The sequence below is a fragment of the Acinetobacter sp. CAU_H_S170_2 genome (genome assembly GCF_058890445.1).
On the sequence record NZ_JBZYAE010000001.1, the window covers coordinates 526467 to 553111 of the forward strand.

The 26645-nt window shown below is 42.2% G+C and carries 26 protein-coding genes; 19 read left to right on the top strand and 7 right to left on the bottom strand.

Annotated features, from left to right (window positions below):
- The first annotated feature begins 437 nt into the window (after nt 1–437).
- The 12 genes from AC5EUN_RS02645 to AC5EUN_RS02700 all read left to right on the top strand — a co-directional run bounded on the left by AC5EUN_RS02645 (nt 438) and on the right by AC5EUN_RS02700 (nt 8679).
- Entirely contained in the window at nt 438–833 is a 396-nt protein-coding gene (locus tag AC5EUN_RS02645) for a VOC family protein (protein ID WP_010327416.1), read from the top strand.
- A gap of 637 nt (nt 834–1470) precedes the next feature.
- The gene (locus AC5EUN_RS02650; RefSeq protein ID WP_029575102.1) at nt 1471–2136 is read left to right on the top strand and encodes an RluA family pseudouridine synthase; all 666 of its coding nucleotides are present in this window, start codon (nt 1471–1473) and stop codon (nt 2134–2136) included.
- A 277-nt stretch (nt 2137–2413) separates the two neighbouring features.
- Nucleotides 2414–3370: an SNIPE associated domain-containing protein gene (locus AC5EUN_RS02655; RefSeq protein ID WP_010327414.1), complete on the top strand. Its 957-nt coding sequence runs from the start codon at nt 2414–2416 to the stop codon at nt 3368–3370.
- A 150-nt stretch (nt 3371–3520) separates the two neighbouring features.
- Nucleotides 3521–3907 (top strand): ribonuclease E inhibitor RraB, encoded by a 387-nt coding sequence (locus AC5EUN_RS02660; protein WP_004695219.1) that lies wholly within the window; start codon nt 3521–3523, stop codon nt 3905–3907.
- Nucleotides 3908–4076: 169 nt separating this feature from the next.
- Entirely contained in the window at nt 4077–4523 is a 447-nt protein-coding gene (locus AC5EUN_RS02665; protein WP_010327413.1) for an SRPBCC family protein, read from the top strand.
- A 59-nt stretch (nt 4524–4582) separates the two neighbouring features.
- Nucleotides 4583–4933 carry a DUF488 domain-containing protein gene (locus AC5EUN_RS02670; RefSeq protein ID WP_029575101.1) on the top strand — a complete coding sequence of 117 codons (351 nt, stop codon included), beginning with the start codon at nt 4583–4585 and terminating at the stop codon, nt 4931–4933.
- A gap of 179 nt (nt 4934–5112) precedes the next feature.
- On the top strand, nt 5113–5451 hold the full coding sequence (locus AC5EUN_RS02675) for a zinc ribbon domain-containing protein YjdM (protein ID WP_004695225.1): 339 nt from the start codon (nt 5113–5115) through the stop codon (nt 5449–5451).
- Between the two features lie 141 nt (nt 5452–5592).
- The gene (locus AC5EUN_RS02680) at nt 5593–5958 is read left to right on the top strand and encodes a 5-carboxymethyl-2-hydroxymuconate Delta-isomerase (RefSeq protein ID WP_010327411.1); all 366 of its coding nucleotides are present in this window, start codon (nt 5593–5595) and stop codon (nt 5956–5958) included.
- Nucleotides 5959–6189: 231 nt separating this feature from the next.
- On the top strand, nt 6190–6525 hold the full coding sequence (locus tag AC5EUN_RS02685) for a YegP family protein (protein ID WP_004695228.1): 336 nt from the start codon (nt 6190–6192) through the stop codon (nt 6523–6525).
- 110 nt (nt 6526–6635) lie between these two features.
- On the top strand, nt 6636–7082 hold the full coding sequence (locus AC5EUN_RS02690) for a YybH family protein (RefSeq protein WP_004695230.1): 447 nt from the start codon (nt 6636–6638) through the stop codon (nt 7080–7082).
- Nucleotides 7083–7180: 98 nt separating this feature from the next.
- Nucleotides 7181–7585: an NUDIX hydrolase gene (locus AC5EUN_RS02695; protein ID WP_010327410.1), complete on the top strand. Its 405-nt coding sequence runs from the start codon at nt 7181–7183 to the stop codon at nt 7583–7585.
- 38 nt (nt 7586–7623) lie between these two features.
- Entirely contained in the window at nt 7624–8679 is a 1056-nt protein-coding gene (locus AC5EUN_RS02700) for a DUF1176 domain-containing protein (protein ID WP_010327409.1), read from the top strand.
- Here AC5EUN_RS02700 and AC5EUN_RS02705 read toward each other — a convergent pair.
- The 4 genes from AC5EUN_RS02705 to AC5EUN_RS02720 form a co-directional block, all read right to left on the bottom strand.
- On the bottom strand, nt 8676–9611 hold the full coding sequence (locus AC5EUN_RS02705) for a tRNA dihydrouridine synthase (protein WP_010327408.1): 936 nt from the start codon (nt 9609–9611) through the stop codon (nt 8676–8678). The two genes, AC5EUN_RS02700 and AC5EUN_RS02705, sit on opposite strands and share 4 nt — an antisense overlap.
- Before the next feature lie 62 nt (nt 9612–9673).
- The gene (locus tag AC5EUN_RS02710; protein ID WP_010327407.1) at nt 9674–11260 is read right to left on the bottom strand and encodes an ATP-binding cassette domain-containing protein; all 1587 of its coding nucleotides are present in this window, start codon (nt 11258–11260) and stop codon (nt 9674–9676) included.
- Between the two features lie 458 nt (nt 11261–11718).
- Nucleotides 11719–12081: a hypothetical protein gene (locus tag AC5EUN_RS02715; protein ID WP_010327406.1), complete on the bottom strand. Its 363-nt coding sequence runs from the start codon at nt 12079–12081 to the stop codon at nt 11719–11721.
- 37 nt (nt 12082–12118) lie between these two features.
- A complete protein-coding gene (locus AC5EUN_RS02720; protein ID WP_010327405.1) occupies nt 12119–12928 on the bottom strand; it encodes a cytochrome C assembly family protein in 810 nt (269 codons plus the stop codon).
- A 138-nt stretch (nt 12929–13066) separates the two neighbouring features.
- On the opposite strand from AC5EUN_RS02720, the gene ffh reads away from it, so the two are divergent.
- Together ffh and AC5EUN_RS02730 are read left to right on the top strand one after the other, a co-directional pair.
- On the top strand, nt 13067–14473 hold the full coding sequence (gene ffh, locus AC5EUN_RS02725) for a signal recognition particle protein (RefSeq protein ID WP_010327404.1): 1407 nt from the start codon (nt 13067–13069) through the stop codon (nt 14471–14473).
- 179 nt (nt 14474–14652) lie between these two features.
- The gene (locus tag AC5EUN_RS02730) at nt 14653–15252 is read left to right on the top strand and encodes an RBBP9/YdeN family alpha/beta hydrolase (protein WP_010327403.1); all 600 of its coding nucleotides are present in this window, start codon (nt 14653–14655) and stop codon (nt 15250–15252) included.
- On the opposite strand, the gene AC5EUN_RS02735 is transcribed toward AC5EUN_RS02730, so the two are convergent.
- Together AC5EUN_RS02735 and AC5EUN_RS02740 are read right to left on the bottom strand one after the other, a co-directional pair.
- Nucleotides 15243–15974 (bottom strand): type III pantothenate kinase, encoded by a 732-nt coding sequence (locus AC5EUN_RS02735; protein WP_010327402.1) that lies wholly within the window; start codon nt 15972–15974, stop codon nt 15243–15245. The genes AC5EUN_RS02730 and AC5EUN_RS02735 overlap by 10 nt on opposite strands.
- Before the next feature lie 16 nt (nt 15975–15990).
- On the bottom strand, nt 15991–16746 hold the full coding sequence (locus tag AC5EUN_RS02740; protein WP_010327401.1) for a biotin--[acetyl-CoA-carboxylase] ligase: 756 nt from the start codon (nt 16744–16746) through the stop codon (nt 15991–15993).
- Between the two features lie 28 nt (nt 16747–16774).
- On the opposite strand from AC5EUN_RS02740, the gene AC5EUN_RS02745 reads away from it, so the two are divergent.
- The 5 genes from AC5EUN_RS02745 to ligA all read left to right on the top strand — a co-directional run bounded on the left by AC5EUN_RS02745 (nt 16775) and on the right by ligA (nt 25030).
- Nucleotides 16775–17578, top strand: coding sequence for a sulfite exporter TauE/SafE family protein (locus tag AC5EUN_RS02745; protein WP_010327400.1), 804 nt, complete (start codon nt 16775–16777; stop codon nt 17576–17578).
- 159 nt (nt 17579–17737) lie between these two features.
- Nucleotides 17738–18433: a GntR family transcriptional regulator gene (locus tag AC5EUN_RS02750; protein WP_004983028.1), complete on the top strand. Its 696-nt coding sequence runs from the start codon at nt 17738–17740 to the stop codon at nt 18431–18433.
- Between the two features lie 10 nt (nt 18434–18443).
- The gene (smc, locus tag AC5EUN_RS02755) at nt 18444–21896 is read left to right on the top strand and encodes a chromosome segregation protein SMC (protein ID WP_493352487.1); all 3453 of its coding nucleotides are present in this window, start codon (nt 18444–18446) and stop codon (nt 21894–21896) included.
- A gap of 4 nt (nt 21897–21900) precedes the next feature.
- On the top strand, nt 21901–22896 hold the full coding sequence (locus AC5EUN_RS02760) for a cell division protein ZipA C-terminal FtsZ-binding domain-containing protein (RefSeq protein WP_010327398.1): 996 nt from the start codon (nt 21901–21903) through the stop codon (nt 22894–22896).
- A 94-nt stretch (nt 22897–22990) separates the two neighbouring features.
- Nucleotides 22991–25030, top strand: a complete 2040-nt coding sequence (gene ligA, locus AC5EUN_RS02765) for an NAD-dependent DNA ligase LigA (RefSeq protein WP_010327397.1) — start codon at nt 22991–22993, stop codon at nt 25028–25030.
- A gap of 356 nt (nt 25031–25386) precedes the next feature.
- Here the strand turns inward: ligA and AC5EUN_RS02770 are convergent, their stop codons facing one another.
- On the bottom strand, nt 25387–26454 hold the full coding sequence (locus AC5EUN_RS02770) for an SDR family oxidoreductase (protein ID WP_010327396.1): 1068 nt from the start codon (nt 26452–26454) through the stop codon (nt 25387–25389).
- Between the last annotated feature and the right edge of the window lie 191 nt (nt 26455–26645).

The window sequence follows — 26645 nt, forward strand, 5'->3', positions numbered from 1 at the left end:
ATTCATCCCGTACCAATTTGCTTAATATAACGTTTAAGGGCACAGGAATCGAAAAGAGTAGTTTGCGACTCGTTATCTATCAGATCAGCGTCGTACTTACCCACAAGGTCTCGATTCAGCTTAGGACGCTATAGATTATCCATTTATAGGCAAAAGTTTAGAACTTACCCAGTTTTAATCGTTGAAGTTATCTCCTGATCCCTAGAAACTACATGATAAAAACAACACGATAAAAGACAGGTCCATTCAAATATTTTCTTCCATTTTAAACTTCTATATTGCCCCGAATTTATCCAAATATTTGCTTTAACTGTGCCAAAACAAATTGGCGCTTTGGTTTGCGAAAACGGCTTTAAAAAAATTGCGATTTGATAACATTGGAACGCTTAGAGTTCTGCTATAACCATTAAAAGTCTGATAAAAAATATGGAACAACAATGAAAATATATGTCACCAGCATCATGGTCGATAGCCAAGAAAAAGCCTGTCAGTTTTATACAGAAAAACTCGGTTTTAAAGTCAAACATGATGTACCTGTGGGGGATTATCGTTGGCTGACTTTGGTTTCCCCCGAAAGTCCTGAAGGTGTTGAACTGCTACTGGAGCCTGATGCACATCCTGCGGCACAGCCGTTTAAAGCTGCAATTAAAGCAGACCTGATTCCCTATACTTCTTTTCAAGTGGATGACCTAGATGCGGAATATGAGCGACTCAAAAACTTAGGGGTACGCTTTACCAGTGAACCGATGCGGGCAGGAAAAGTTAAAGTTGCAGTCTTTGATGATACCTGCGGGAATCTCATTCAGCTGATGCAGGTCTGTGCAGGAAGTTGAATTTCTCATCTGTGATGCAGCAAAGAAATAAAATCCTGAGAAAAGTGCTTTTATGTGAGAAAAAAATCATAAATACTCTGCATTTGGGAAAATATTTTTTAGATAACCTGAAAGCCAAGATTTTTTTCCAAAAATAGCCGAAAAGACTTTATCTTCGGGAAACAATCCCGCCCTTGGATTGTTAAATTATATCTCAAGGGTGTGACGGGATCGAAAAGAGTAGCATGCTACCAGTGGCGCAAAACGCGTGAGTAGTACTTACCCAAAAGGTCTTGATTCGGCTTAGGACGCTATAAATCAAAAGTTTATAGGCTATAAGATCATCACTTACAAAGTTATGATAGTTGAAGTAAACAACATGTTTTCCCAGACACCCTAAAAAATTTGAACTCGAATAAAAGATAAATCAAAAAAATAAATTTTAATATTTCCCGCGAAAATCGAAAAATCCTGCTGTTGTAGTTTCACTTACATCATTTTATTTTAAGCTTTCAATCCAATCAGCCCTGCTAAAAAGCTGGCTTATATGGAGTGATGGACGCCTAGGATTAAGGCTGTTTTCCATATTTCTTGAATGATTGACAGCAGAAACACGGCTTGCTATTTTTCGCGCTCGCTTTTTTATGCTGTTATTCCTATGGCTCTAAATGACAACTTTATTTATGCACCACCCCAAGAAGACTTGGTGATCGTTTATGAAGACGATGATTTGGTGGTAATTGAAAAGCCTGCGGGCTTGTTGTCTGTACCAGGGCGTTTACCAGAACACCAAGACAGTGCCTATTTACGGGTTTTAGCCCAGTATCCACATGCCAAAATTACCCATCGTTTAGATATGGCGACCTCGGGGATTTTAATGTTTGCCAAGCACCGCGATGCCGAAGTTGCCGTCAGCAAAATGTTCCAAGCCCGCACGGTGGATAAACACTATATTGCTTTAGTTCAAGGCCAGTTGGATGCTGAAGGCAGTGTTGAAGTACCACTGATTACTGACTGGGAAAATCGACCACGGCAGATCGTGCACTTTGAGTTGGGCAAACCTGCAAAAACACTTTATCAAGCACTTAGCTATGATACTGAGACCGATATTACGCGAGTTTTACTGACCCCAATTACGGGGCGTTCGCATCAGCTCCGTGTACATATGCAATATATTGGGCATCCAATTACAGGGGATAAGTTGTATCACCCTGAGCCGACACGAAGTCCATTAAAACGTATGGCTTTACATGCCAGTTTTCTCGCCTTTCAGCAGCCTTTAAGTGGAAAAGCGGTTGCGATTCATGGAAGTGTGCCATTTTAACTGTGTCACACTTTACCTATATTTTGAGAAATACTTAAAATTTGGGATATCGGGCAGTTTAAAAAACCGTTAGCGTAAGTTGTGTAAGTGCAGTTTTATCCAGTGTGCTTATCTTTGTGGAAATTAACATTTGAGTTTGACTTTTTGGCCATAGTCACGATTGATTGAAATTGAATGAAAATATGTTTGTCTGTTCCAAGGCTTACTGTTCGAATTTCATGTGTTCTTACAGCGGAGTCTTTAAAAGAAAAATGACGTTCCCGTAGGGAGATAGACCATGCTTTATGTATTCGCTGTCATTCTTGTCCTGCTGTGTGCGGTTATATGCGGGCAAATAATACACAGCCTTGCCCAAAAAAAGAAGATTGAATCCTTAGAAAGTAATTTAGAGCGCAGTCGAAACAGTTTAGAAGTTTATGAACAGCAGCAAAGTGAATTACAACACCGGCTGACCAGTTTAAGAATTGAGCTTGGAACACTCAGACAACGCAATGAAACTTTGAGTCCTTACCAAGAAATTATTGATGTCGAACACTATGTCATTGAACGACACAACCAAGTTGAATTGTTTGCTGAAACAGTCAAATTTGATGCTGAACAAATGCTTAAACAATGTCGGCAGCGCATCGAAAAAGTACATCACTTTTTAACGGAATATGAGCGTAAAGCCAAAGAAATGAGCATGCTGCGCGCCAGAGAAAAACTGGGTGCTTTTTTTCACATGGCTGAAGAACGACAACATCTGGCTGAAATATCAAAGGCCTTACATCATAAAATTGAAACCTACAGCCAGAGTTATCAACTGCCTTCGGAGCAGTTATTAGATGAACTCATCGAAGGCTATGGGAAAACAGATGCGGCCGGTCATTTACAAAAAGTCCGGCAACAAGTGATTCGTGCGGTTGAGCAAAACGACGTTGTGACCTGCGCCTTTATGGATGAACATCGACGACTATCGATGATGGTGTTGGTTTCACAGTTATTTAATACGAAAGCAGACTTTTATTTACAACGTGTGAGCAAAGACAATCTTGGCCTTTTGATTCAAGCTTTGCAGGATGACTTTACCCTCATTAATCACTATGGTGTGGCTTTCGGTCATACTCAGATACAAGAGAGTTATCTGGCTTTACGCTTAGAAGAACTTAAATTTGCGGCTCTATTAGAAAGCCTAAAAAGCAGTGATTTACAGTTTCAAGCGGACATTTTAGTTGAGCATCGGGTTTTACAATAATCTGGCAAAGTCTGCGTGAAATAAAGTCCAAACAACCTTCGAAAAATCAGATGTAACTGCTATAAAAATGAGCAAAATATGCTATGTTGAAGTCACTATTTTGTCACTTGCCAACGATATATTGGCTAAAAAGATAACAAGGACATACGCATGACACGTGATTATGAATTATATCCAGATGATGATAACGGAAATGTACTTTGGCAAATGGCTGAGGATGGCGACGACCTATCTGAACCGCATGAAATAGAATATTCGATTGCCTTTCAAGAGCAGTCACAAGCAGAAAAGTGTGCGTTGTATTTATTACAAGAAGAGCAAAAAATCACTTTGTTTGTCGATGAAGAAAGTGATGTATCTGAGTGGATTATTACCATCTATGTGTACATGGAACCTGAGTATTCAGACATTGTCGACTTAGAACAATGGTTTACTAAAATTGCAGAACAGTTTGGTGGTGAATATGATGGCTGGGGCTGTATGGCCTATGTCTATGACGACGAAGATGATGAGGACTATGAGCAAGGTCAAGCCTAAAAAATGGTCAAATTTAAAGCATGTTGAAAAACATGCTTTTTTTGTTGGTGGGTAGAAAAAGACAGCTGGCCACGTTTGGCTATTTAAAAAAGATGCACAAAAAAAATACAGTATGTGGGGTTGAGCGTTCTAAACTAAATCTGAATATTTGAAAAGAACGAGAAAAATCATGTCAAATAGCGTCCAATTACACCGCGTATTTAGTGCGCCCGTCGAGCGCGTCTATCGTGCTTTTACCACTGCAGATGCTTTAGTCAAGTGGATGGCACCACATGGCTTTACCGCACATGTCGATCAGTTCGATCTGCGTGAAGGTGGTCAATATCGTATGTTCTTTACCAACTTCAGTACAGGCATGCAGCATTCATTTCATGGCACTTATCATGAAATCGTTGAAAACAGTTTATTACGCTATACCGATGAGTTCGATGTACCTGAACTTGCAGGTAAAATTGAAGTGCGTGTTGAATTTAAAGAAGTATCTGTCGGTACAGAGGTTCATATTACGCAGTCTGGTTTGCCCGATGTGATTCCTGTCGATGGCTGTTATCTAGGTTGGCAAGAGTCGTTGCAACTCTTGGCTTTTTTAGTGAATCCAGACATTCCTGATGAATAGTGCTTCGTCATCGTTGAACAATAAAACAAGTTGCACCATAGATTTAAAAGGAGTTTTGCATGCCAATACGCATGAAGCGAATTTATGCGCCTGTCGAGGCAGAGGATGGCAAACGGATTTTAGTTGATCGGTTGTGGCCTCGAGGGGTCTCAAAACTTGAGGCCAAAATAGATGAATGGCCAAAAATTCTCACACCATCCAATGAACTACGGAAATGGTATCACCAAGACATGGTGGCACACTGGGATGAGTTTAAAGTCCGTTATATGAAAGAACTGGAAGCACATCCCGCCGAGTTGAATGATTTGCGCCAACTGGCAGTGCGTGAGCAGATCACGTTACTCACCGCAGCCAAAGAAGAACAGCATAACCATGTGGTGATTTTGAAGCAGTGTTTGGAACAAAAGTAAGTGTTGAGCTGATGCTATTACAGGGAAAATTTATACTTTCCTAGGCTTTATTTTATTCATCCCGTGACAAGGCTAAAGCCTTAAAATAAATAGGTGATTCGCATCGTTTTTGTCTGAAAAATGCTATATTGGCGTTTTGAGCAATGTGAATTGCTTATTTTTTTATTTTTGAGGTTTTTATGTCTTTACCCAACTGCCCAAAATGCCAGTCCGAATATACCTATGAAGATGGTGACTTGCTGATCTGCCCTGAATGTTCAAACGAATGGAAAGAGGGAGAAGCAACTGAAGAAGTGGTAGCAATTAAAGATGCCAACGGCAACTTACTTGCTGACGGTGACACGGTAACGGTGATTAAAGATTTAAAAATTAAAGGTTCGTCATCGGTGGTGAAAGTCGGAACCAAAGTGAAAAATATTCGTTTACTGCCAGATGCCGCAGATGGTCATGACATTGACTGTAAAATTGACGGTGTCGGTGCGATGAAACTGAAATCTGAGTATGTGAAAAAAGCCTAATCCGCTGAGTTTGCAGTTCGAGATTAAAACGGAGTCAATTGGACTCCGTTTTTTGTTTTTTCAGCCATTTTGAAAAGACATTAAGCGTTGAAACACCCGCACAGCATGCTATAAAGATAAAAACTTGTTGAAGAATACGCTATGCCACATATCCACCTTGAATATTCAGACAATATCGACACCCTTGAAGTTAAGCCGATGTTATTGGCGTTAAACCAAGCTTTGCTGGATGGTCAGTTTGTACAATCGGGTAATGACATCAAAAGTCGTGCCATTCGACAGTCCGATTTTGTGATTGGGGTGGATGGTGATGCACAGGCTTATTTGCATGCCAAAGTGTCTTTATTAAGCGGACGAGATGAAGCCACCAAGTGTGCCATTTCGAGCCAATTGCTTAAAACCTTGCAGCAAAACTTTACCGCTCCTCAGGATTTAACGGTACAAATTTGTGTAGAAATTATTGAAATGCCAAAAAGTAGTTATAGCAAATTGGTATTAAAAGCATAGAATTAGGAAGAGTACCAAGCCGTATTGGGCCGATATCGAGTGTCATTTAAACGGTTTGAGGCTGTCATGCGTTATTCATATAGCGCTGTTATTTTAAAAAAATAAAAATTGGGCTGGTAGTAAATGCACTTTTTTTTATAAAAGAAGTCATTTATATTTTATGAAATTGGATGATTTTTTATTCGGTTTTGGTGGATCTACAATCACTTTAAAATAACAATAGGTGAGCTTATGTCAGGATGGTACGAAGTAAGTCAGGCAAATGATGGCCAATACCGCTTTGTTTTAAAAGCGGGAAATGGCGAGGTCATTTTGACCAGTGAACTGTATAAAGCAAAAGCGTCAGCACATAATGGAATTGAGTCGGTGCAAAAAAACAGCCCCGATGATACGCGTTATGAACGCTTAGAAGCCAAAAATGGCAAACCTTATTTTAACTTAAAGGCTGCCAATCATCAGATTATTGGTACCAGTCAGTTTTATGCCAGTGAGCAATCCCGAGACAAAGGCATTGAATCGGTCAAAAACAATGGTTCAAGTACCACGATTAAGGATTTGACGACTTAAGATCAGATTACATATTTTGCTTGTTTTAAGAATTGAAGAAAACCGCGTGTTTGCTATGGATGGCGCACGCGTTTTTTTATGCAGTTTGATTTGTAGTGTGGGAGGGCGATGTGGATTTTCGATTAGTTGGAGATGAGCATGCAGGGCATGAAATTATCTTCAAACTCAAACAATGGGATGATGCCATTTGTAAAATGGATGTACAAAATATCATTCGTCTTTGTCAGAGTGATGTCAGCTTGTTTGATATTGGGTTTGAGCTGCAAGGTGTGCAAGCCTATCAAGAATTGTGGAGACGATATGCCCCATTTTTTCAGGGGGAAATCAAAGTGTTTAGGCGTAACATCAATATTTTTAGTCGTGACGGTTTAGCTTTTTTACATTGTTATTCTAAATTGGATCATGCCAGTGGTGTTGCAACTCCAGAGATTCCTTGGTGCAGAATCACCCTATGTTTTCAAAAAACGGCAGGTGAGTGGTTGGTTGCCCATCAGCATATTTCGGTGCCTGTGGACTTTGAAACTAAAATGTCAAAGCCGATTTATTTTCCAGACTGAGTTCGACTAAAGCTTTGGCTTTGGCACAGATCGAGCCACCTCAGTTTTAGTGAGTTATGTTTTAATGACAACATGAACAACTTAAGAAGAAGGTATCTATGGCATTTCAAGACTTTTACCGACTGAGTTCTCATGCGGTGCTAACCAATGCTGTAGGGCAGGTTTTATTACTGAAAGCCAATTATGCCGATCAGGCTTGGGGGCTGCCAGGTGGAGCCTTGGATATGGGAGAAACCATTCATCAGGCTTTGCTGCGTGAGTGCCAAGAAGAACTCGGTTGTCAGGTTCAGATAGAGTATTTGTCGGGTGTGTACTTTCATGCGGCAGTGACCTCGCATGCCTTTATTTTTAGATGCCATCTGGCTGCATCTGCTGAGATCAGGCTCAGTGATGAACATACGGCCTATGCTTGGTTTGATCTAGATCAGCTGTCGAAAGTACAACGGATTCGCGTTGAAGATTGTTTAAATTATACAGGTATCGTGCAAAGCCGAAGTTTTTGAGTGCAAGATTATATTCCTCTAAAGTGGAGTGAGTGCATATGTTGAATAATAAGATCATAAAACGAAATAGTCCCATTATTGGTGTGTTGCTGATGAGTGCCTTGAGCCAGTTGACTCATGCTGAAACGGGTAACTATTTTATGCATAAAGACTGGGAGCTTGCCTGTGATAATACGGGTATGTGCCGCGCGGTGGGTTATCAAAGTGATGCTCAGTTTGGTCATCCAGTTTCATTACTGATTTCTCGTCCCGCAGGTGCAGGCAGTGCGGTACTCAGCCAAATTCAAGTGGTTGAGGAGTTTACGCAGGATACTGAAGCCAGTTTAAATGTAGGAGGAACATCTCTAGGGAACCTAACCATCGATGCCAAGAAAAGTACCGCGAAACTGTCCAGTGCTCAAAGTGCGCAGTTGCTAAAGGCTTTGGTAGGCGCAGAAGATATTCGTCTCACGACCCAAGCACAGCAATGGCAAATTTCAACTGCTGGGGCAAATGCAGTTTTGCTCAAAATGGATGATATACAAAAACGTGTAAATACACCGAACGCGGTATATCAAAAAGGCAATCAGTCTGAGCAAAATGTTTTACAACCCAAAGCCATCCCTAAAATTGGTATTACGGGATATCGACCTGCAGTTGCCAGTCATTTTGCCGTGGACAGTAAAATTGCCAATCAACTCTTTAAAAAGTTAAAAGCAAAAACAGATGAACAAGACTGTCCAAATCTCTATGAGGCACGATTTTTTGAGGAAGATCGGGTTTCAGTCTATCCGCTGAATGCAGAGCAAGTGGTGGTTCAAGTGCCATGTTGGCGTGGAGCGTACAATGAAGGTCTAGGCTACTGGGTTATGGACAAAGCATTACAAAAGATTCAGCAGCAAGTCACGACATCAGGCTCAAGTTTTAGTGAGGCGCAGATTTTCTCAGAGCAAAAAGGTCGGGGTATTGCTGACTGTGGTATTAGTTCAGAGTGGGCTTGGAATGGAAAGGCTTTTGTCCTTAGTTATCAGGCACAATCGCAGCAATGTAAAGGCTTTGCAGGTGGTGCGTGGAACTTACCCACTTATGTCGCGATCGTTGCGCGAACGGATTAAGTTGAGCTTGCGTTTAGTTTAAGAATAATGTCATCCAGCGGCTTGATACGTTTGACTTCATCCCAGAGGGCTTTGGCTTCTGGATAGTGTTTAGACATCATGCCAAGCCATTGCTTATAACGTCCGACCATATTCATTTCTTTTTTATAGCCGCCGTTTAAGAAACGGATTTGTAAAGTTAGTAGCTCATTCCATGTCAGCAAAGGTGTGTCGATATTTTGACGAATACATTGGGTCAAATCAGGTATGGTCACGGCACCACGTCCAATCATCAAATCTTCACAGCCAGACTCTAAGCGACACTGTTTCGCGTCTGCATTGTTCCAAATTTCACCATTGGCAATCACATTGATCTTCAATGCTTCACGAATCGGGCGGAGCTGATCCCAAAAAGCGGGTGGGGTATAACCATCGGCTTTGGTACGTGCATGCACGGTAACCCATGCTGCACCTGCATCTTCAATGGCATGAGCATTGTCCAACATAAAATGTCGGTCCATATAGCCTAAGCGCATTTTCGCAGAAACAGGAATATGTGCAGGAACCGCATCACGCACGGTTTTGACCAGTTCATGCACTACTTCTGGCTCATCTAAGAGTACAGAGCCACCACGGTGACGGTTCACGGTTTTGGCTGGACAGCCAAAGTTCATATCAATGGCGGGTGCACCGAGTTTCACCGCACGGATGGCATTGGCAGCCAGCATTTCAGGGTCATTGCCCAAAAACTGCACATGCACGGGTGTTCCTGCCGCCGTTTTTCCGCCATTGAGTAATTCTGGGCAATACTGGTGGTAAATATGATCGGGTAAGACCGAATTGGTCACACGGATAAACTCGGTCACACACCAGTCGAAGCTACCTACAGACGTGAGAACATCACGCATGATTGGGTCGGTTAAGCCTTCCATTGGTGCAAGAATGAGTTTCACAGCGGTGTCACCAGTCAAATAGAAAAACGGTGTTATACGCAAATCCGATCACGCTGTCTAGTCTAATCCGTTTGGGTTAAATCGAAATAGTTTTCAATCTGTGTCTCCTCGATAAAGGCATCATCATGCGAAACTAAAATAACCGCCCCTGTAAAATCGCGTATAGCCTGTGCCAACAGTTGTCTTGAGTTGATGTCGAGATGATTTTCGGGTTCGTCCAGTAACAGTAAGTCCACAGGCTGTGCTGCGAGACTGATACACAGTAAAGCGACTTTGAGTTGTTCACCGCCACTGAGTAGTGAGATGGGAAGCAGAGCCTTATCTCGTCGAATTCGAAGTTGCCCCAATTGATTCCGACACTCCTCATCGGACAAAGACGGATTCAATAATTGTAAATTGTGTACCGCATTCAGTTCTGGATTCAGTAGGCTAAAGTTTTGATCTAAATATAACGATGCTCCACGCTTAAAAATGTCTCCCGATTGAACATGACTATGATTTTGAATGGCACGAAGTAGGGTCGACTTACCTGAACCATTTTGGCCGCGCAGTTGGATTTTTTCTCCGTTGTGTAAGGCGAAAGAAATAGGCGAGATAGAAAGTGCTGCTAAACCCACTTCTTTCAAACGAAGAATTTCACCTGTTTGTTTAGGTTGAAAATGGAAATCAAACTTTTGTGACTTAATCTGTTCTAGTTGCTGCTGTTTGTTTTTGAGCTCATCTTGCGCTTGTTCCTTTTGGCGAAGTTGTTGCTGCGCGACTCCCGATAAGGTTTGACTCGCACGTTCTTTTTTAAAGTCGAGTAGGATTTTGGCTTGAGAACCAGAGCTTCGTAATTTCTTCCCAGACTTTTGCCTTTTCTGAGCTTTCATGCGCTGCTCATGCTGTTGGACTTGTAATTGTTTTAGTTCGCGTTTCTCTTGCGAGATATTGTGTTGTAGTGCCTGCTGTTGTTGCTCTGCTTGTGACTGATACTCGGCATAGTTGCAACGGAAGTGTTGTAAACCAAAATCATTTAAAACATAGGTATTGGAGATTGGATTTAACAATGTGCGGTCGTGGCTAATGACTAAACAGCCCGCAGGATGCTGAAGGATTTTTTGACTTAACCATGCACGACTTGCATGGTCTAAGTGATTACTGGGCTCATCAAGAAGTAAATAATGCTCAGTTTGTAAAAAAAGGCGACACAGTGCCAGTTTAGTTTTCTGACCTTCACTCAGTTGAGAAACTGAGCTAGATAGATTTGTAGGTAAGTTTGCACTTTCTAGCAATTTCAACCATTCAGTGGGTTGATGCCATGCATGTTCGACGCGGTCATAGTCTTCAAAGCTCGCAGTCGATTGTTCAATACGTTGAAAACTTGCATGTAAGTCAGCAATGTTAAGGGCTTCGGCAAGTGTACAGTTGCTTAAACGCTCGAGCTGACTTAAGTAGGAAAATGACATATGCCAAATCACTTCGCCACTCGCATAATTGGGCATGTGCGCCTGAGTGAGTAGGGACATTAATATTGATTTGCCTTGACCATTTCGTCCAATCAGAGCTGAACATTGGGCAGCGGGCAATTCAAAGTTTAAATGCTGAAACAGTGGTTCATGAGCAAATTGAACGCTGAGATTTTTTACAGTACAGGCCTGTTGGATCATTGAAGACTCCTTTATACAGGACATACAAAATAAATTTTTATAGAGATATAGAGCAGTAAATAAGTTTATTTTGCACGTCAGAAAACACATAAATTAGATTTGACGGAAAATAAGACTTACTTCATTGGTGTTACTCTAAATTGGAAGAAGGGGGGATATTTAGCCAGTATAACAGGTGGATAAAAAATGATCCATTTCATTGTCTTTCTTATGTACTTAAGGTTTATCGATCAATGCTATTGGTTAGGGAGTTTGTCATATACACTAGTCGAAGCTTTCTGTAGATGTAAGTACAACCCGCACGATTGGTTAAGTGAGGCTTTTGTGAGTGCGTGGATGAGTTTTACAGTGGTGCTATACGTTTTTAGTAGGGGTGATAAGCAATAGATAACTAAAATATTGTAGGGTGGTTGGGGGAGTTTTTAGTGTTATGTTACATAAGCTCTATTCTGTAAACTTTATGGAAAATTATTAATTTTGTTCATATTTGTTAGAATTTTTATAGTATCCATATAAGTGTGAATGTAAGTATATTCATAACAAATTTTTTCCCCTTGCTTTATTTCTCCAGAGTATTTTATGTTCTGATGCACATCAAATTCAGGATCAAAATTAAATTTATCTATTTCCTTTTGATTATTCTGTATTACAAAATACTCCTGACTAAATCTAGCTTTTGTTGACTTAATGCCCAACAAGTAGCCACAATTTTTAATTTTATTTGTTGAGTTTATTGCAGAATCTAATTGTTTTTTATGAAAAAAATCGCTGCAAACCCATGTGATTAAAGTGAATGCAAATACTACAAAGAAAAATTTCATTATAAGTTTAATTTTCCTAAAGTTAACATAAAATACTTTATCGACCTAAAATCATTTCCAATACAAACTTAGATCCGATAAAACCGACAGCCAACAAGAAGAATCCAATTAAGGTAAAACGAATCGCTTTTTGACCGCGCCAACCAAAACGGTAATGTCCGATGAGCAAAGCCCCATACACAAACCAAGAAATAATACTAAAAGCGGTTTTATGTGCCAGATGTTGGGCAAAAAAGTTATCGATGGTAAAGAAACCAAACACCAATGCTACAGTCAGTAAAAGAAAACCCGTTTTAATCAAGTCAAACAGTAAAGATTCCATCGCTTGAAAAGAGGGCAGTAAGTTGACCCAAAAGCGTTTTTTTTGTTTGTTCTTTAACTCTCGATCTTGGAACCATAAAATCACGGCTTGTATGGTCGCCATGAGTAGCACTGCATAGGCCGACAGCGATAAAATAATATGAATATCTAAACCCAATGAGCGCTGTTCAATAAATTGAGTGGACTGACTAAAGGCAAAACCTAAAATGAGTCCTGTCGCGGCCACAGGAATGCCAATCAGGTTCAAAGCTAGAATTGGACGATAAGTGCTATAGAGTAGACTAAGTAATAGCATGAGCCCCGATGTAAATGACATTAAGACAAAAACGTCATAATTCACTCCCATCGGTGTGAGCATGTCATGGTACAAAACAGTGGCATGTAGCAATAAGCCTAGGCCTAAAATAATGCCAATAAACCAATGGTTTGGATCACGTTTAGCCATTAATTTGAGAAACAAATACCAAAAAGAGGTGGTATAAGCGACTAATGCTAAGATGGTGTAAACCAAGGGCAGGCTAATCATGTCAAACCTTTTTCAGGATGATGAATATTCATTTATATAAATTCGGTGCGAACTACAGTATCCTATAGCATTCTATGCATAAATTTTCTATTTTAAGAAAGATTTTTTTGCAACTAGCAATTTTAAGCGGATTTTGCAATGTTTGATACCTTAACGGAACGACTCACGCAGAGTTTAAGAAATGTTACTGGCTCTGGGCAGCTAACCGAAGACAATATTAAAGATACCCTACGTGAAGTACGTATGGCACTTCTTGAAGCCGATGTTGCACTTCCTGTAACTCGTGAATTTATCGCGAAAGTTAAGGAAGAGGCGTTGGGTCAAGAAGTCATGACTCAATTATCGCCGGGCCAAGCATTTGTTAAAATCGTGCATGACGAATTAACAAAAATGATGGGCGAGGCAAATGAAAGCCTTGATCTTGCAGCAAAACCTCCTGTTGTGGTTCTACTTGCAGGCTTACAAGGTGCAGGTAAAACAACAACGGCTGCAAAACTTGCTCGCTTCTTACAAGAACGCCAAAAGAAAAAAGTAGCGATGGTATCTGCCGATGTTTACCGTCCAGCAGCAATTAAACAGCTACAAACCGTTGCAGGTGAAGTAGGCGCGATTTTCTTTGAATCGAGTGCTGATGAAAAACCGATTACCATTGCAACGCGTGCAATTGAACAAGCCAAAATTCAGTTTGCGGATGTCTTGATTGTCGATACAGCAGGTCGTCTACACGTAGACGATGAAATGATGGACGAGATCAAAGAACTTCACGCGGCGATTAAGCCAACTGAAACTTTGTTCGTGGTCGATGCAATGACCGGTCAGGATGCGGCAAATACAGCCAAAGCCTTCAATGATGCACTGCCATTAACAGGTGTGATTCTGACCAAAACTGATGGTGATGCGCGCGGTGGTGCGGCGCTTTCAGTACGTGCAATCACAGGTAAGCCAATCAAATTCTTAGGCATGGGTGAAAAGCTCGATGCCTTAGAGCCATTCCATCCTGAACGTGTTGCACAGCGTATCTTGGGTATGGGTGACGTACTTTCTTTGGTCGAAGAGCTTGAACGTAAAGTCGACAAAGAAAAAGCCGAAAAAATGGCGAAAAAACTGCAAAAAGGCGGCAGCTTCAACTTTGAAGATATGCTAATGCAGTTTGAGCAAATGAATAAAATGGGAGGCATGATGGGCTTCTTGGATAAGTTGCCTGGCATGAGCAATGCAGGGATTCAAGATGCGTTGGCGCAAGCGAACCCTGAAAAGCAAGTGAAAAAGATGGAAGCGATTATCCAATCGATGACCATCAAAGAGCGTCGTAATCCGGACCTGATGAACCCAAGCCGTAAAAAGCGCATTGCAGCAGGCTGTGGTATGGATGTTGTTGAAGTCAATAAATTGATTAAACAACATGCGCAAATGGCGAAAATGATGAAGAAATTTGCCAATCCATCGGGTATGGCAAAAATGATGAAATCATTAAGCGGTATGCAAAAACAGTTTGGTGGTGGCGGCGGAATGGGACCATTATTTGGTGGGAACGATAAGAAGTAATCTGCTTCTTACCATTTCAGAAAAAGGCGCGTTGAGCGCCTTTTTTTTGTTGTTTTGTAAGTCATGGAAATTATTGTGTGCGTTTTCAATACCGTCGCTTAATAACAAAAACGCACTGTTTATGGCTTGAAAGTTGCGTAAAATTTATTCTTTTCAAACATTATAATAAGAAGTTGAAAATGAATGGATCAAAACAACATATCTATATTGTGCATGGCTATCAAGCATCGCCCAATGACCATTGGTTTCCGTGGCTAAGTCAAAAACTCAGTCAGATGGATCTGCATGCTGAAGTAAAACGCTTAGTGCTTCCGCATAGTGATGCACCACATTTCGAAGAATGGCAACAGGCTTTGGCCCTGCAAATGACCACTTTGGATGAAAATACCATCATTATTGCGCATAATTTGGGGTGTCTGGCGACTTTACATTATCTCAGTAGTAAACTGCGTGAACGTCGAATCAAAGCGATCTTCTGTATTGCGGGCTTTAAAGCGGCTTTAAAAAGCTTACCTGAGTTAAGTGGTTTTATTGCGCAAGCGAAGCTGGACAGCGGTATACTCCACTCTCACATCGCTTCACGTGTGGTGATGTTTTCCAATAATGACCCTTATGTTCCACCGCCTTTGGCGCTTACCTTTGGACACTTTTTGAGTGCAGAGGTATTGGAAGTGAAACGTGCAGGAAATTTTATGCGGGAAAATGGCTATGCTGAATTTGAGCTACTGCTCAATACCTTAAAACCCCTTTTACAACAACAGGCGGTGGCTCAGGGTTGATGCTGAATATAATATTGTAGCCCTTTAAGTAATAAATCATTTTCAATACGTGGTGCATACTCTGCCAAATAGCGTGCAAATACAGGCGCATCACCGCCAGTTAAAATCAGTTGGCGTGGAGACTGTTGCAAGACTTTTTCAATGGTACTGACCAAACCGAGCAAAATCCCATGATGCACTGCGTCGATGGTATTACGACCGGGCCCAAGTTCATCAAAAGCCGCATCTGGAATTTTAATGCCTTTGGTGTTTTGGATCAGCGAGTCTCTTTGTAAGTAGAGATTTGGTAAAATATAGCCGCCCAAATGCTGTAAACCATCTGCCAAGTCGATGGTCAGCGCCGTACCACAGCTAATCACACAATAGTTCTGCTCTGGATTACGTGCGACGGCCAACACTTGCAGCCAACGGTCAATTCCGAGTTGTTCAGGCTGTTCGTAACCACACTGCAGGCCTGCATAGTTGGCCTGCACTTGAGCAAAGGTGATCGGCACATTTAAACTTTTTAAAAGTCTACGGATTCGGTCATTATTTTTTTTGTCCTGAACCGAAGAAACACCAATCTGTTGGATGTTTAAGTTTTTAAAATGCTGAATTAGACCTAAAAGCAAATCGGCAGGGGACTGTAAATGTAACTCAGCCCCTTGCTCTAAAATTTGATCTTCCTGCGTAATCCAATATTTTAGGCGGGTATTACCAATATCTAACCATAAATTTTTCATGATGATGCTCAATCATTTAAACAGGGGTCACTGGGCGTAAACGGCCTTGATAAAAATTTTCAACACCATTGGCGGTCTGAATTTGTACCGCACCATCATCTTGAATGCCTAAGAATAGGCCTTGAGACAGACCCTTCATATGTTCAAATTCAACGGGTTGCTGCATAAAGGCTGCGTAATGATTGAAACGAGAAGCCAGATTTGCACTGTTATGGGTGAACCATAGGCCTGCTTGTTGAATTGCCAGATATAGTTCCGCCATTAAGCGAATTCGCTCTGCTTGGGCTAAACCCAGCTGTTCAAGTGAGCTGGTGGCTTGATCAAGCTGGGTATCTTCGACTTGGTTGATGTTGATGCCCACCCCAATAATCGCTTGGTGGCTTGACAGTGGTTCAACTAAAATCCCGCCCCATTTACCTTGAGCACTATAAAGGTCATTCGGCCATTTCACTTGCAGAGCAAGGCCTTGCAAACTCGGCATTTGCAAGATATTTAACGCAATTTCTAAAGCCAAGCGCCCATCTATAGGTGTTTTGGTCTGTAGCAATGTGCTTAAATAGATGTTTCCTTCAGGAGAAACCCATTGTCGTTGACGCTGTCCACGACCTTGAGTTTGTCGTGTACTGCAGACCAAAACGCTCTGAATCCCTTTTTGCGCAATTTCACGCACATCGTCATTGGTGGATGTGGTAACTGGCTTAAGCAATAAAACTTCAGGAAGTTGCTGTGCTTCAGCGAGAAGCTGTTGTAATTGGCGTGTCTCTAAATCCATATGAATCTGAGAAAAGTGAAAAATGATCATGGAGTTAATCATATATTTACTGATTGGTGCAATCGCTGGTTTTGCTGCGGGGCTATTTGGGGTCGGTGGTGGACTCATTATCATCCCGATTTTATATGTGGTGTTTACTCATCTGAACTATGACCCGAGTGTCATTATGCATATGGCGGTTGGCACATCACTGGCTACGATTATTGTCACGTCAATGAGTTCAGTGAGTGCGCATCATAAACGCGGGGCAGTGTTATGGTCTGTGTTTCGCAATTTGGCTCCAGGTTTAGTCATGGGTGCTTTTTTAGGTGCGGGCATTGCAGACTATATGTCGGGACATGGCTTACAACTGCTGATCGGTTTTTTTGCGGTATGGGTGGCGTACAAAATGTTTAGTGGCGCACATGTTGAGGTCGATCCTTCGCGTCAGTTACCCTCTACAGGCAAACAGTTATTTGTCGGTGCAGGCATTGGTGTGGCTTCTGCGATCTTTGGCATTGGTGGGGGAAGTTTGACGGTGCCGTACTTAAACCGTCATGGTGTGGTTATGCAAAAAGCGGTGGCGACGTCTGCGGCTTGTGGCTTACCAATTGCAGTGGCTGGAGCTTTAGGTTTTATGTGGTTCGGGCATCGGGCTGAAGTGAATGTACCGAATACCATTGGTTATATTCATGTCTATGCATTTTTCGGGATTGCGGTCATGAGTTTTATCACTGCCAAGTTTGGGGCAAAAGTGGCGCATCTTTTATCGCCTGCGATGTTGAAAAAGTGTTTTGCTGGTTTGTTGGTGGTAGTTGGTTTATATTTTATTTATCAAGGTTTTAGTTCTTAATTTCTTTGACAATGTTGTGTGCGTTGCTGTTGATTGGCATTATAGACGGTAAAATTGTTAGACAATGACATAGTGTTTAGCGTTTAAGATCGGGTAAAACCTAAAAATAGGTCACTAAAGACCATGGATTGCATCTTATAAAAACAAGTTAGGAACAGTATGCAAGCACATGATACAGAGAGTTTGTCCGAACAAATTGCCAAGCACATCAGTGAACAAATCATTCGCGGTGAGTTGGTCGAAGGTGAGCGCATACAAGAATTACGTATTGCCGCTGAACTGGATGTGAGTCGCGGCTCGGTGCGTGAGGCCTTGTTACTGCTTGAACGTACACATCTGATTGAAATCTACCCGCGCCGCGGCGCCATCGTTTCTGAAATGTCCGCTCAGCAAGTGCGCGCCTTGTTTGACACCAGCAGTCTACTGTTGGGGCAAATTGTGCAACGCATAGCGGAAACATGGCGTAGCTATGAAGCGGAACGTTTACAGCTGTTATTGGATGAGTTGGGGAATCAACTGAAACAGGGTAGTATCGAAAAATTTTATGATTTGATTTTTGAAGGATTGGCGCGCCAGCATGAAATGGTGGGCAATGCTTATTTGATGAAGTTTTACCAAGAACTGTTACCCTCGATACGTCGGAGCTATTTTTTAACCTTAAATACTTCGCGTAGAGAGTTACAAGAATCTTATGATTTATTTAAACTGGTGACTGATGCGGTTTTAATCAGAAAATCACAACAAGCTACTTTATTTATGGAAGATTTTTGTCGACACTTACGTAACTTGGTGTTGGAATCTCTGACCCGAATGAAACAAATTGAACTTGCGTGGGCGAGACGCTCACGACGTTAGTCAGGACATTATGCGTTTAAGCAGTTTAAAACTTTCCGGCTTCAAATCTTTTGCCGACAGCACCACGTTACACTTTAAAGATAACCGCACAGCAGTGGTTGGGCCGAACGGTTGTGGTAAATCCAATGTGATCGATGCTATTCGTTGGGTCATGGGCGAATCCAGTGCTCGTCAACTGCGTGGTGGTAGTATGCAGGATGTCATTTTTACCGGTACGGCAAAGCGCAAACCCGTGAGTGTCGCGAGTGTAGAACTGCGTTTTGACAACACTTATGGCAAGTTGGGTGGTAGCTATAATGCCTATACCGAACTGGCGGTTAAACGTCAGGTCAACCGAGATGGCAAGTCTGAATACTTTTTAAATGGCACCAAATGCCGTCGTCGGGATATTACCGATATATTTTTGGGCACAGGTTTAGGGCCACGTTCTTATTCGATTATTGAACAGGGCATGATCAACCGTTTGGTCGATGCAAAACCTGAAGAAATGCGAGTTTTTATTGAGGAAGCCGCAGGGGTTTCTCGTTATCAAGCACGTCGCCGCGAAACTTTATTGCATTTGGATCACACCACGCAAAATTTATCGCGTTTAGAAGATATTGCCTCCGAGTTAAGATCACAGCTAAAAACTTTAAAACGTCAGGCTGAAACCGCGATTCAATACAAAACACTGGAAAGCCAAATTCGCACCATTAAAGTCGAAGTTTTATCTTTTCAGTGTGAACAAAGCAGCCGTTTACAGCAAGAATATACGCTGCACATGAATGATTTGGGTGAGCAGTTCAAACTGGTGCGTTCAGAGTTAACCACTTTAGAGCATGATTTGACGTCAACCAGTGAGCTATTTCAACGCCTGATTCAGCAGTCCACGCCACTACAGAGTGAGTGGCAACAGGCCGAGAAAAAGCTGGCTGAGCTGAAAATGACTTTGGAACAAAAGCAGACACTGTTCCAGCAAAACACCACCACTTTGGCACAGCTTGAACAGCAGAAGGCGCAAACTAAAGAACGTATGCAACTGATCGAGCTGCAACTGGAAAGTTTGCACGAACAAAATGAGCTTCATACCGAACAGTTACAACAGCAAGAAAGTCAAAACCAACAGCAAAGCCAAGGTTTAACGGATTTAAAAGCACAGCAGCAACAGCTGCTTCAACAGTTTGAACAAGTCAAAAGTTTGGTTGAAAAACAGCAGCAACAAAAAACGCAAATGTTGGCGCAAAGTGAACAGTTGGCCAAAAATATTTTACGCTTTGAACAGCAAAAGCAGATTTTAGAGCAGCAAGCGGCGCAAATTCAAAACCAAAGCCAGTTGGATGCGATTGATCAACTGTTACATGCCAAGCAAAACGCCGAGGCACAGCAGTTACAACGTGAGCAAAGTATCATTGAGGTACAGTTGCAGCTGGATGATTTGCGTATCCAACACCAAGCTGCTCAAACTGAGCTGAATGAACATAAAGCAGATATACAGGTTTTGAGTGCCGAACAGAAGCACCTCAAACAGCTTCTGGTCAAAGTCAGTGCCTTAAAAAATAGTGATCATCCACAGTTGATGCATGTGCTGCAGCTTAAAGATGCGGCTAAAACCCATGCCGCGCTGGTCGAAAAATTCTTAGCCAAATGGCTTTCAGCGCATTGTTTGGACAACAGCGATGCATTCACCGATGCCGTTGCACGTCAGTTAACGCCTCAGCCGCATGTTGAGCTGATCGAAATTGCAGGTTGCGATAGCCTAGCCAGTTGGATTGAATCGCCACAATCCTCTTTGTGGCAACAGGTGGGAGTGACCACCAACTTAAAACAAGCCCTCGCTTTGCAAAAGCAATTGAAAGATGGTCAGTCTCTTCTAAGTTTAGACGGTTATCATGTTGGCGTGGACTGGGTGATTGGTCTGGATTATGACGAAGCGAGCCAAGCTGGACAGGGGGCGCTCAGTCATCGAATTCGTTTAGATGAAATTGAACAGAGTCTTGCTGAAAAAACAGGACTTCTGACTCAGCTTGAAACGAAAACCACAGAACTTCGTACTCAAGTTCAAGCAGTAGATGAGCAGTTAAAAGCGGATCAACAGCTATTGAAAAAAGAAGTTCAGGCAACCCAGCAGATTGACTTGAATATCGCCAAAGTACAAAGTACCAACCAAGCCTTTGAAGTGCAAAAACAACAATTGGCCAATCAACTGGTACAGTTAGACAGTCAACTCGAAGAAGATGCCATGCAAAAAGATGATTTGGAGATTGATCTGCATGCATTGACTATTAAGCTAGAACAAAACTTGCCTAACTACAAAACCATGCAGTTCCAAGTGGAGTCTTTGACTGAGCAACTGGATGACAGCCAGCAGCAGGCACAGCAGGTTTGGCAAGCGCTTGAAATGGTACGTCGTCAGGCGGTACAAACTACACAGCAGATTGAACTGTTAGAAAAAGACAGTACTTTCTTAAAAGCACAGTATCAGCAAATATTGTCACAAATGGAGCAGGCCAAAAAGTTTATTGACCCTGTACAACTTGAGTTACCCGCCTTAGAAAGCCAGTTTAGTGAACAAGCACAGATCACTGAAAAGCTACAAAAAACATGGTCTGAATGGCAAGTTGAGCTGAATGCGGTACAAGAGCGTCAGCAGAGTTTAACCGAACAACGTCATCAGCATCAGCAACAAGATGAAAAGCTGAGAACTCAGTTAGAAGAAAAACGGTTAGCGTGGCAAGCTGCAAAGTCAGACTTACAACATTATTCTGAACAGCTGAAAGAGATGAATGTTGAAGCTATTGAGGGTTTGAACATTGAGATCAGCAGCCATCAACAGATTTTGGAAAAAGCGCAGCAGCAGTTTGAGAAATTGGGTGCAGTGAATTTGGCGGCTTCAGAAGAATATGAAGACGTGTCTAAACGTTTTGAAGAGTTGAGCCATCAAATTCAAGATTTGGAAAATACCGTTGAGCAGTTGCGTGCTGCAATGAAAAGTATTGACCAAGAAACCCGTAAATTGTTCATGAGCACTTTTGATCGGGTCAATACCGAACTACAAGATCTGTTCCCGAAAGTTTTCAATGGCGGTGAAGCGAGTCTGACTTTAGAAGATGACTGGCAGTCTGGGGTTAAACTCATGGCCCGTCCGCCAGGCAAACGCAATAGCTCTTTGGCGCTACTTTCAGGGGGAGAAAAAGCCCTGACCGCATTGGCCTTGGTGTTTGCAATTTTCCGTCTCAATCCATCGCCATTTTGTGTTTTGGATGAAGTTGATGCGCCTTTGGATGATGCGAACGTGGGAAGATTTTGTAATCTTGTAAAAGAGCTTTCTGAACAGGTGCAATTCATTTACATTACCCATAATAAACTCGCAATGACGATGGCGACCGACTTGTTAGGTGTTACGATGCCTGAACCGGGAACATCAAAGTTAGTGACTGTAAATTTAGAACAGGCAAAAGAATACGGTTTAGTCGCGGAGGCCTAATAAGATGGAATACACAACAATTATTGGTATCGTCATAGCAGTGATCATTATGCTGTTTGGGGTTCGAATGATTTTTCGAAAGCCGGCAGATGCAGCGCCTTCACTTGAGTCCGCATTGCATATCGATGCTGACAGTCAAAAACCGATTATCCCGCGTCACGTACGTGACCAACTGCAAACGGCATCAGTTGAAGAGGCTGAACGTAAAGAGCCGACTTTAAACGAAAGCTCTGTAGAAGAGACACTGCCTGAAAAAGCCGAACCGAAAGCTTTGGATGCAGACAGTGTGCTCGAAAGCAGCAGTACTGAACCAAGTTTGGATGCATCAGCTGAGGTAGAAAATAAAGCAGTAGACTCAGTCGCTCCTGAAAATGCAGTAGCAGATGCAACGGAATTAACGACTGAAAGCGCAAGCTCCTCGCTTGTCGATGACCAAGCAAAAGCGGATAAAGCTGAATTTAGTTTAAATGCCAATGTCGAAAAAGCCGAAATTTCAGAGTTTGACGATGAAAGCAGCATTTTAGATGCACATTTGTATGAGCAAAAAATTGTCGATGATGAAAGTGCCTTAGCCACAGCAGAGTCGTTTATTGCCCTGAATGTTTATCCTGAACGTCGCGCGTTGTCTGGTGAGAAAACCTTAAAAGTTTTAATGAAGTATGGTTTACGTTTTGGCGAAATGTCTTGTTTCCATCGTTATAACGAAGATGGAACCAAATTGCTGTTCTCTGTGTTGCAAATTACTGATACAGGCATGGATGGTTTTGACTTGGAAAATCTGTCGACCGATCCAATTAAAGGCTTGGCATTTTTCTTGGCCTTACCACACCGTGACGTGCAAAATGCCTTCGACACCATGGACAGTATTTCACGTTTGATTGCTCGTGAAATCGATGGAACGGTTTATGACCAAAACAACCAAGAGTTCACGCCACAACTGCGAGAGCATTGGCGCCATTTGGCGATTGATTACCGTGCTGGACAAGCAATCGACGCTTAATCTGATTGAAAGCAGTGGTAACGATTTCTATAATAGACAGTAGAAATACAATTTTTAGGGCGGAACAAAGACCGCCCTTTTTTATGGTGAAATTATGACTCAAACTTCGACTGTCGTTGCGCAAATGCGTCAACTGATCCAAATTTTGGCACAGCATAATCATGCTTATTATGTGATGGATCAGCCGACTATTTTAGACAGTGAATATGATCAGCTTTTTCATCAGTTGAAAGCTTTAGAAGAACAATACCCTGAGTGTATTCAGCCAGATAGCCCGATCAATAAAGTCGGTGCTAAACCTTTGGCGAAGTTTACGAGCGTGACCCATGTGGTACCGATGCTGTCTTTAGGCAATGTGTTTAATCAAGAAGAACTTTTTGCCTTTGCACGCCGTGCAGAAGAACGTTTGCCGAATCAAACGATTCAATATGATGTCGAACTGAAGTTTGATGGTCTTGCGATTTCACTGTGGTATGAACAGGGTGTGCTGGTTCGTGGAGTGACGCGTGGTGATGGTGAGACAGGGGAAGACATTACCCAAAACGTCAAAACCATTCGTAACTTGCCGAAGGTGTTGACCACAAATCAGGGCGAAGTACCTACGCTACTGGAAGTTCGTGGCGAAGTTTTGATGCCTAAAGCAGGATTTGAAAAGCTCAATGCAGAAAATGAAGCCAAAGGTGAGAAGACTTTTGCCAACCCACGTAATGCCGCGGCTGGCAGTCTACGTCAGTTAGACCCGAATATTGCGGCTTCGCGTCCACTTGCATTTTATGCTTATGGTATTGCGCAGTGTGAACCAAATCATGGTCAAAGCACCATGTCGGAAAGTCTAGAGTGGTTGCAACAGTTTGGTTTTGCAGTTGGTGAGCGTCATTTTGTCTGCGATAGTATTCAAGAAGTCCAAGCTGTTTATGAGCAAATCAATGCGGAACGACCACAATTGAGTGTGGAAATTGACGGCATGGTGATTAAGGTCAACAGCCTCAAACAACAGCAACAGCTCGGCTTTTTAAGCCGAGAACCGCGTTGGGCAACGGCTTATAAATTCCCTGCGGTGGCTGCGCTCACCACGGTTGAAAATATTGACTGGCAAGTGGGACGTACAGGTACATTGACCCCTGTAGCGCGGTTGAATCCTGTCGCTGTCGGCGGCGTGACCGTTTCAAATGTGACCTTGCATAATATTGGAGAAATCCACCGCCTAGATGTGCGAATTGGCGATACTGTCAGTGTTTACCGTAGTGGTGATGTGATTCCCAAAGTGGAAAAAGTATGGCCTGAGTTCCGTCCTGTCGATGCCATTGAAGTTGAACTCCCGAGCCAATGTCCCGTGTGTGAATCGCCAGTGGTGATGCCCGAAGGTGAAGCTTTAGCACGTTGCTCAGGTGGTTTGTATTGTGCCGCACAGCGTATTGAGGCAATTCGCCACTTCGTGTCACGTAAAGCTCTTGATATTGAAGGTTTGGGAGATCGTTGGGTCGAATCACTGTTACATCTTGATCTGCTTAAAGATGTGGCTGATATTTATCACCTACACGAGCACCGAGAAAAGCTATTAACCATTGAAAAAATGGGTGAGAAGTCCGTTCAGAACTTGATTGATTCGATTGAAAATAGCAAGAAAACCACTTTGGCTGCATTTATTTATGCACTGGGGATTCGTGGGGTGGGTGAAACCACAGCACGTATGTTGGCCAATACTTTCCAAACTTTAGATGCGCTACGTGTCGCAGACATTGAAGCTTTAAAGAAAACCCCAGATGTAGGGGATATCACGGCGGAGTGGATTGTCGACTTTTTCCAAGCGCCGCATAATCTTGAAGTTTTAGACCGATTATTGGCGGCAGGTATTCACTGGGACGCGCCTGTGGCACCAAGTCGCCAGCCTCTAAATGGAGAAAGTTGGGTCGTGACGGGTACACTCAGTACGATGGGGCGTGATGAAGCAACACAGCTCCTACAAGCACTGGGCGCACGTGTCAGTGGTAGTGTGTCGAGTAAGACCAAGTGTGTTGTTGCAGGTGAAAAAGCAGGTTCAAAGCTGGATAAAGCAGAGAAGCTTGGGATTGCTGTGATTAATGAAGCTGAGTTTATTCAACTGATGAAAGATTATGGCCAGTTAGAGGCTTAGATTTTTGATTTGGATCAAAAAGATACTGTTCAGATAATTGCGTTCAGTTAAAGCACGACTAAAACGACTTTTAATGATGAGGGGTTCACAGCGGAGTCTTACGTATTCGCATCAAATGCTTGAAGTTCGTATGTTACTTTGGATTAGCCCAAAGTAACCAAAGGCATTAGTCATCAGCAAAACTCGTTCATTGCCATCAATGAATAAAATTGTCGCAGAAACAATTTTTTTCTAATGTAGTGTTGTCTCGAACAGTTGCTGATGACATTTCGTGTATCCCATACCTTCATAAATTTAGAAAAAGCATAATGCTCGTCAGTTATGAAATTGACTAGTACTATGCTTTTTATTTATTTTTAAGGAATATATTGCTTAATGACACCGTCATCGAGCAATTGTTGAAAGTGCTCAACCAAGCTTTCTTTGACATCTCGATACTCTAAACCCAATTCTTTTTGGCTCTTGTTCGCATCAAAATAAATCGGATAACCCATATTCAATTCAACAAACTCGCGGCTAAAACCAATGAATGGGCCAATCACCTTAAAAGCTGCTTTGGGAAGTTCATTTCGTGGAAATGGAAACTTCCAACCAAAATGTGCTTTAAGCAATTGACCGATTTCAAGCAGACTTAAAGTTCCACCACTTACAATGTAACGACCTGTTGCTTCTGGGTTGAATGCTGCTTGTAAGTGCGCTTCAGCAACATCTTGAACATCGACCACACCATTCCACATAGGTGGGACACCCGCTAAAGTCAAACCATTGGTAAACTGTTGTAAGACCTCAATTGAGCCTGACTGTGTATTTGGTGTCAATGAACGACCAAAGACCAACGCAGGGTTAATGCATACCAACTGCCAACGATCTTGTGCCTCAGCCATTTCCCAAGCTTTACGCTCAGCCATCACTTTAGAATATGGATACGGCTGATGGGTCTCAGAACTGCTGGTGTTCCAGTGACTTTCATCGAAAGAATTATGGTCTGTTTTTAAAATATCAATGGCATCGCCATAGGTCGACGCAATACTCGAAGTGACAATGACGCGTTTAACGGACTCGGTTTCATTTACGGTGTTTAAGACATTTTCTGTACCCAAAACAGCAGGTTCAATGATGTCTTTCACCGCATCCTTATAGTTAGTAACGACGAAAGGAGAGGCCATATGAAAGACAATTTCACAGCCTTGCATCGCTTCTTTAAAGGAATTGGGCTCGAGCAAATTGGCTTTAAAGAGTTTCAGTGTTCCAGCACTGCTGTCTGCAATTTTAGATAAATGCGCGAAGCTTTGGGTTTTGTTCAAGTCACGTACAGTGGCATGAACGGTATACCCTTGGGTTAATAATTTTTGAATCACCCAACTGGCAATATAACCCGATGCACCTGTAACCAGTACCGGTGCTTGTGTTGCTAAGTTTGTCATAGATTACCCATTGTTGTTTTAAGTATTGGCTTAGTGTAAACGTGAATGCCATGAAAGTCTTTGCCTATGGGGTGAACAGGTGTCTGACTTATGCGTCATTTTATAATACTGCACCAAACTGTATTGAAATTGAGCGAGTAAAACGTATTTTTTAGCAGTAATCTTAAATTTGTATTTTAGATCATATAGAT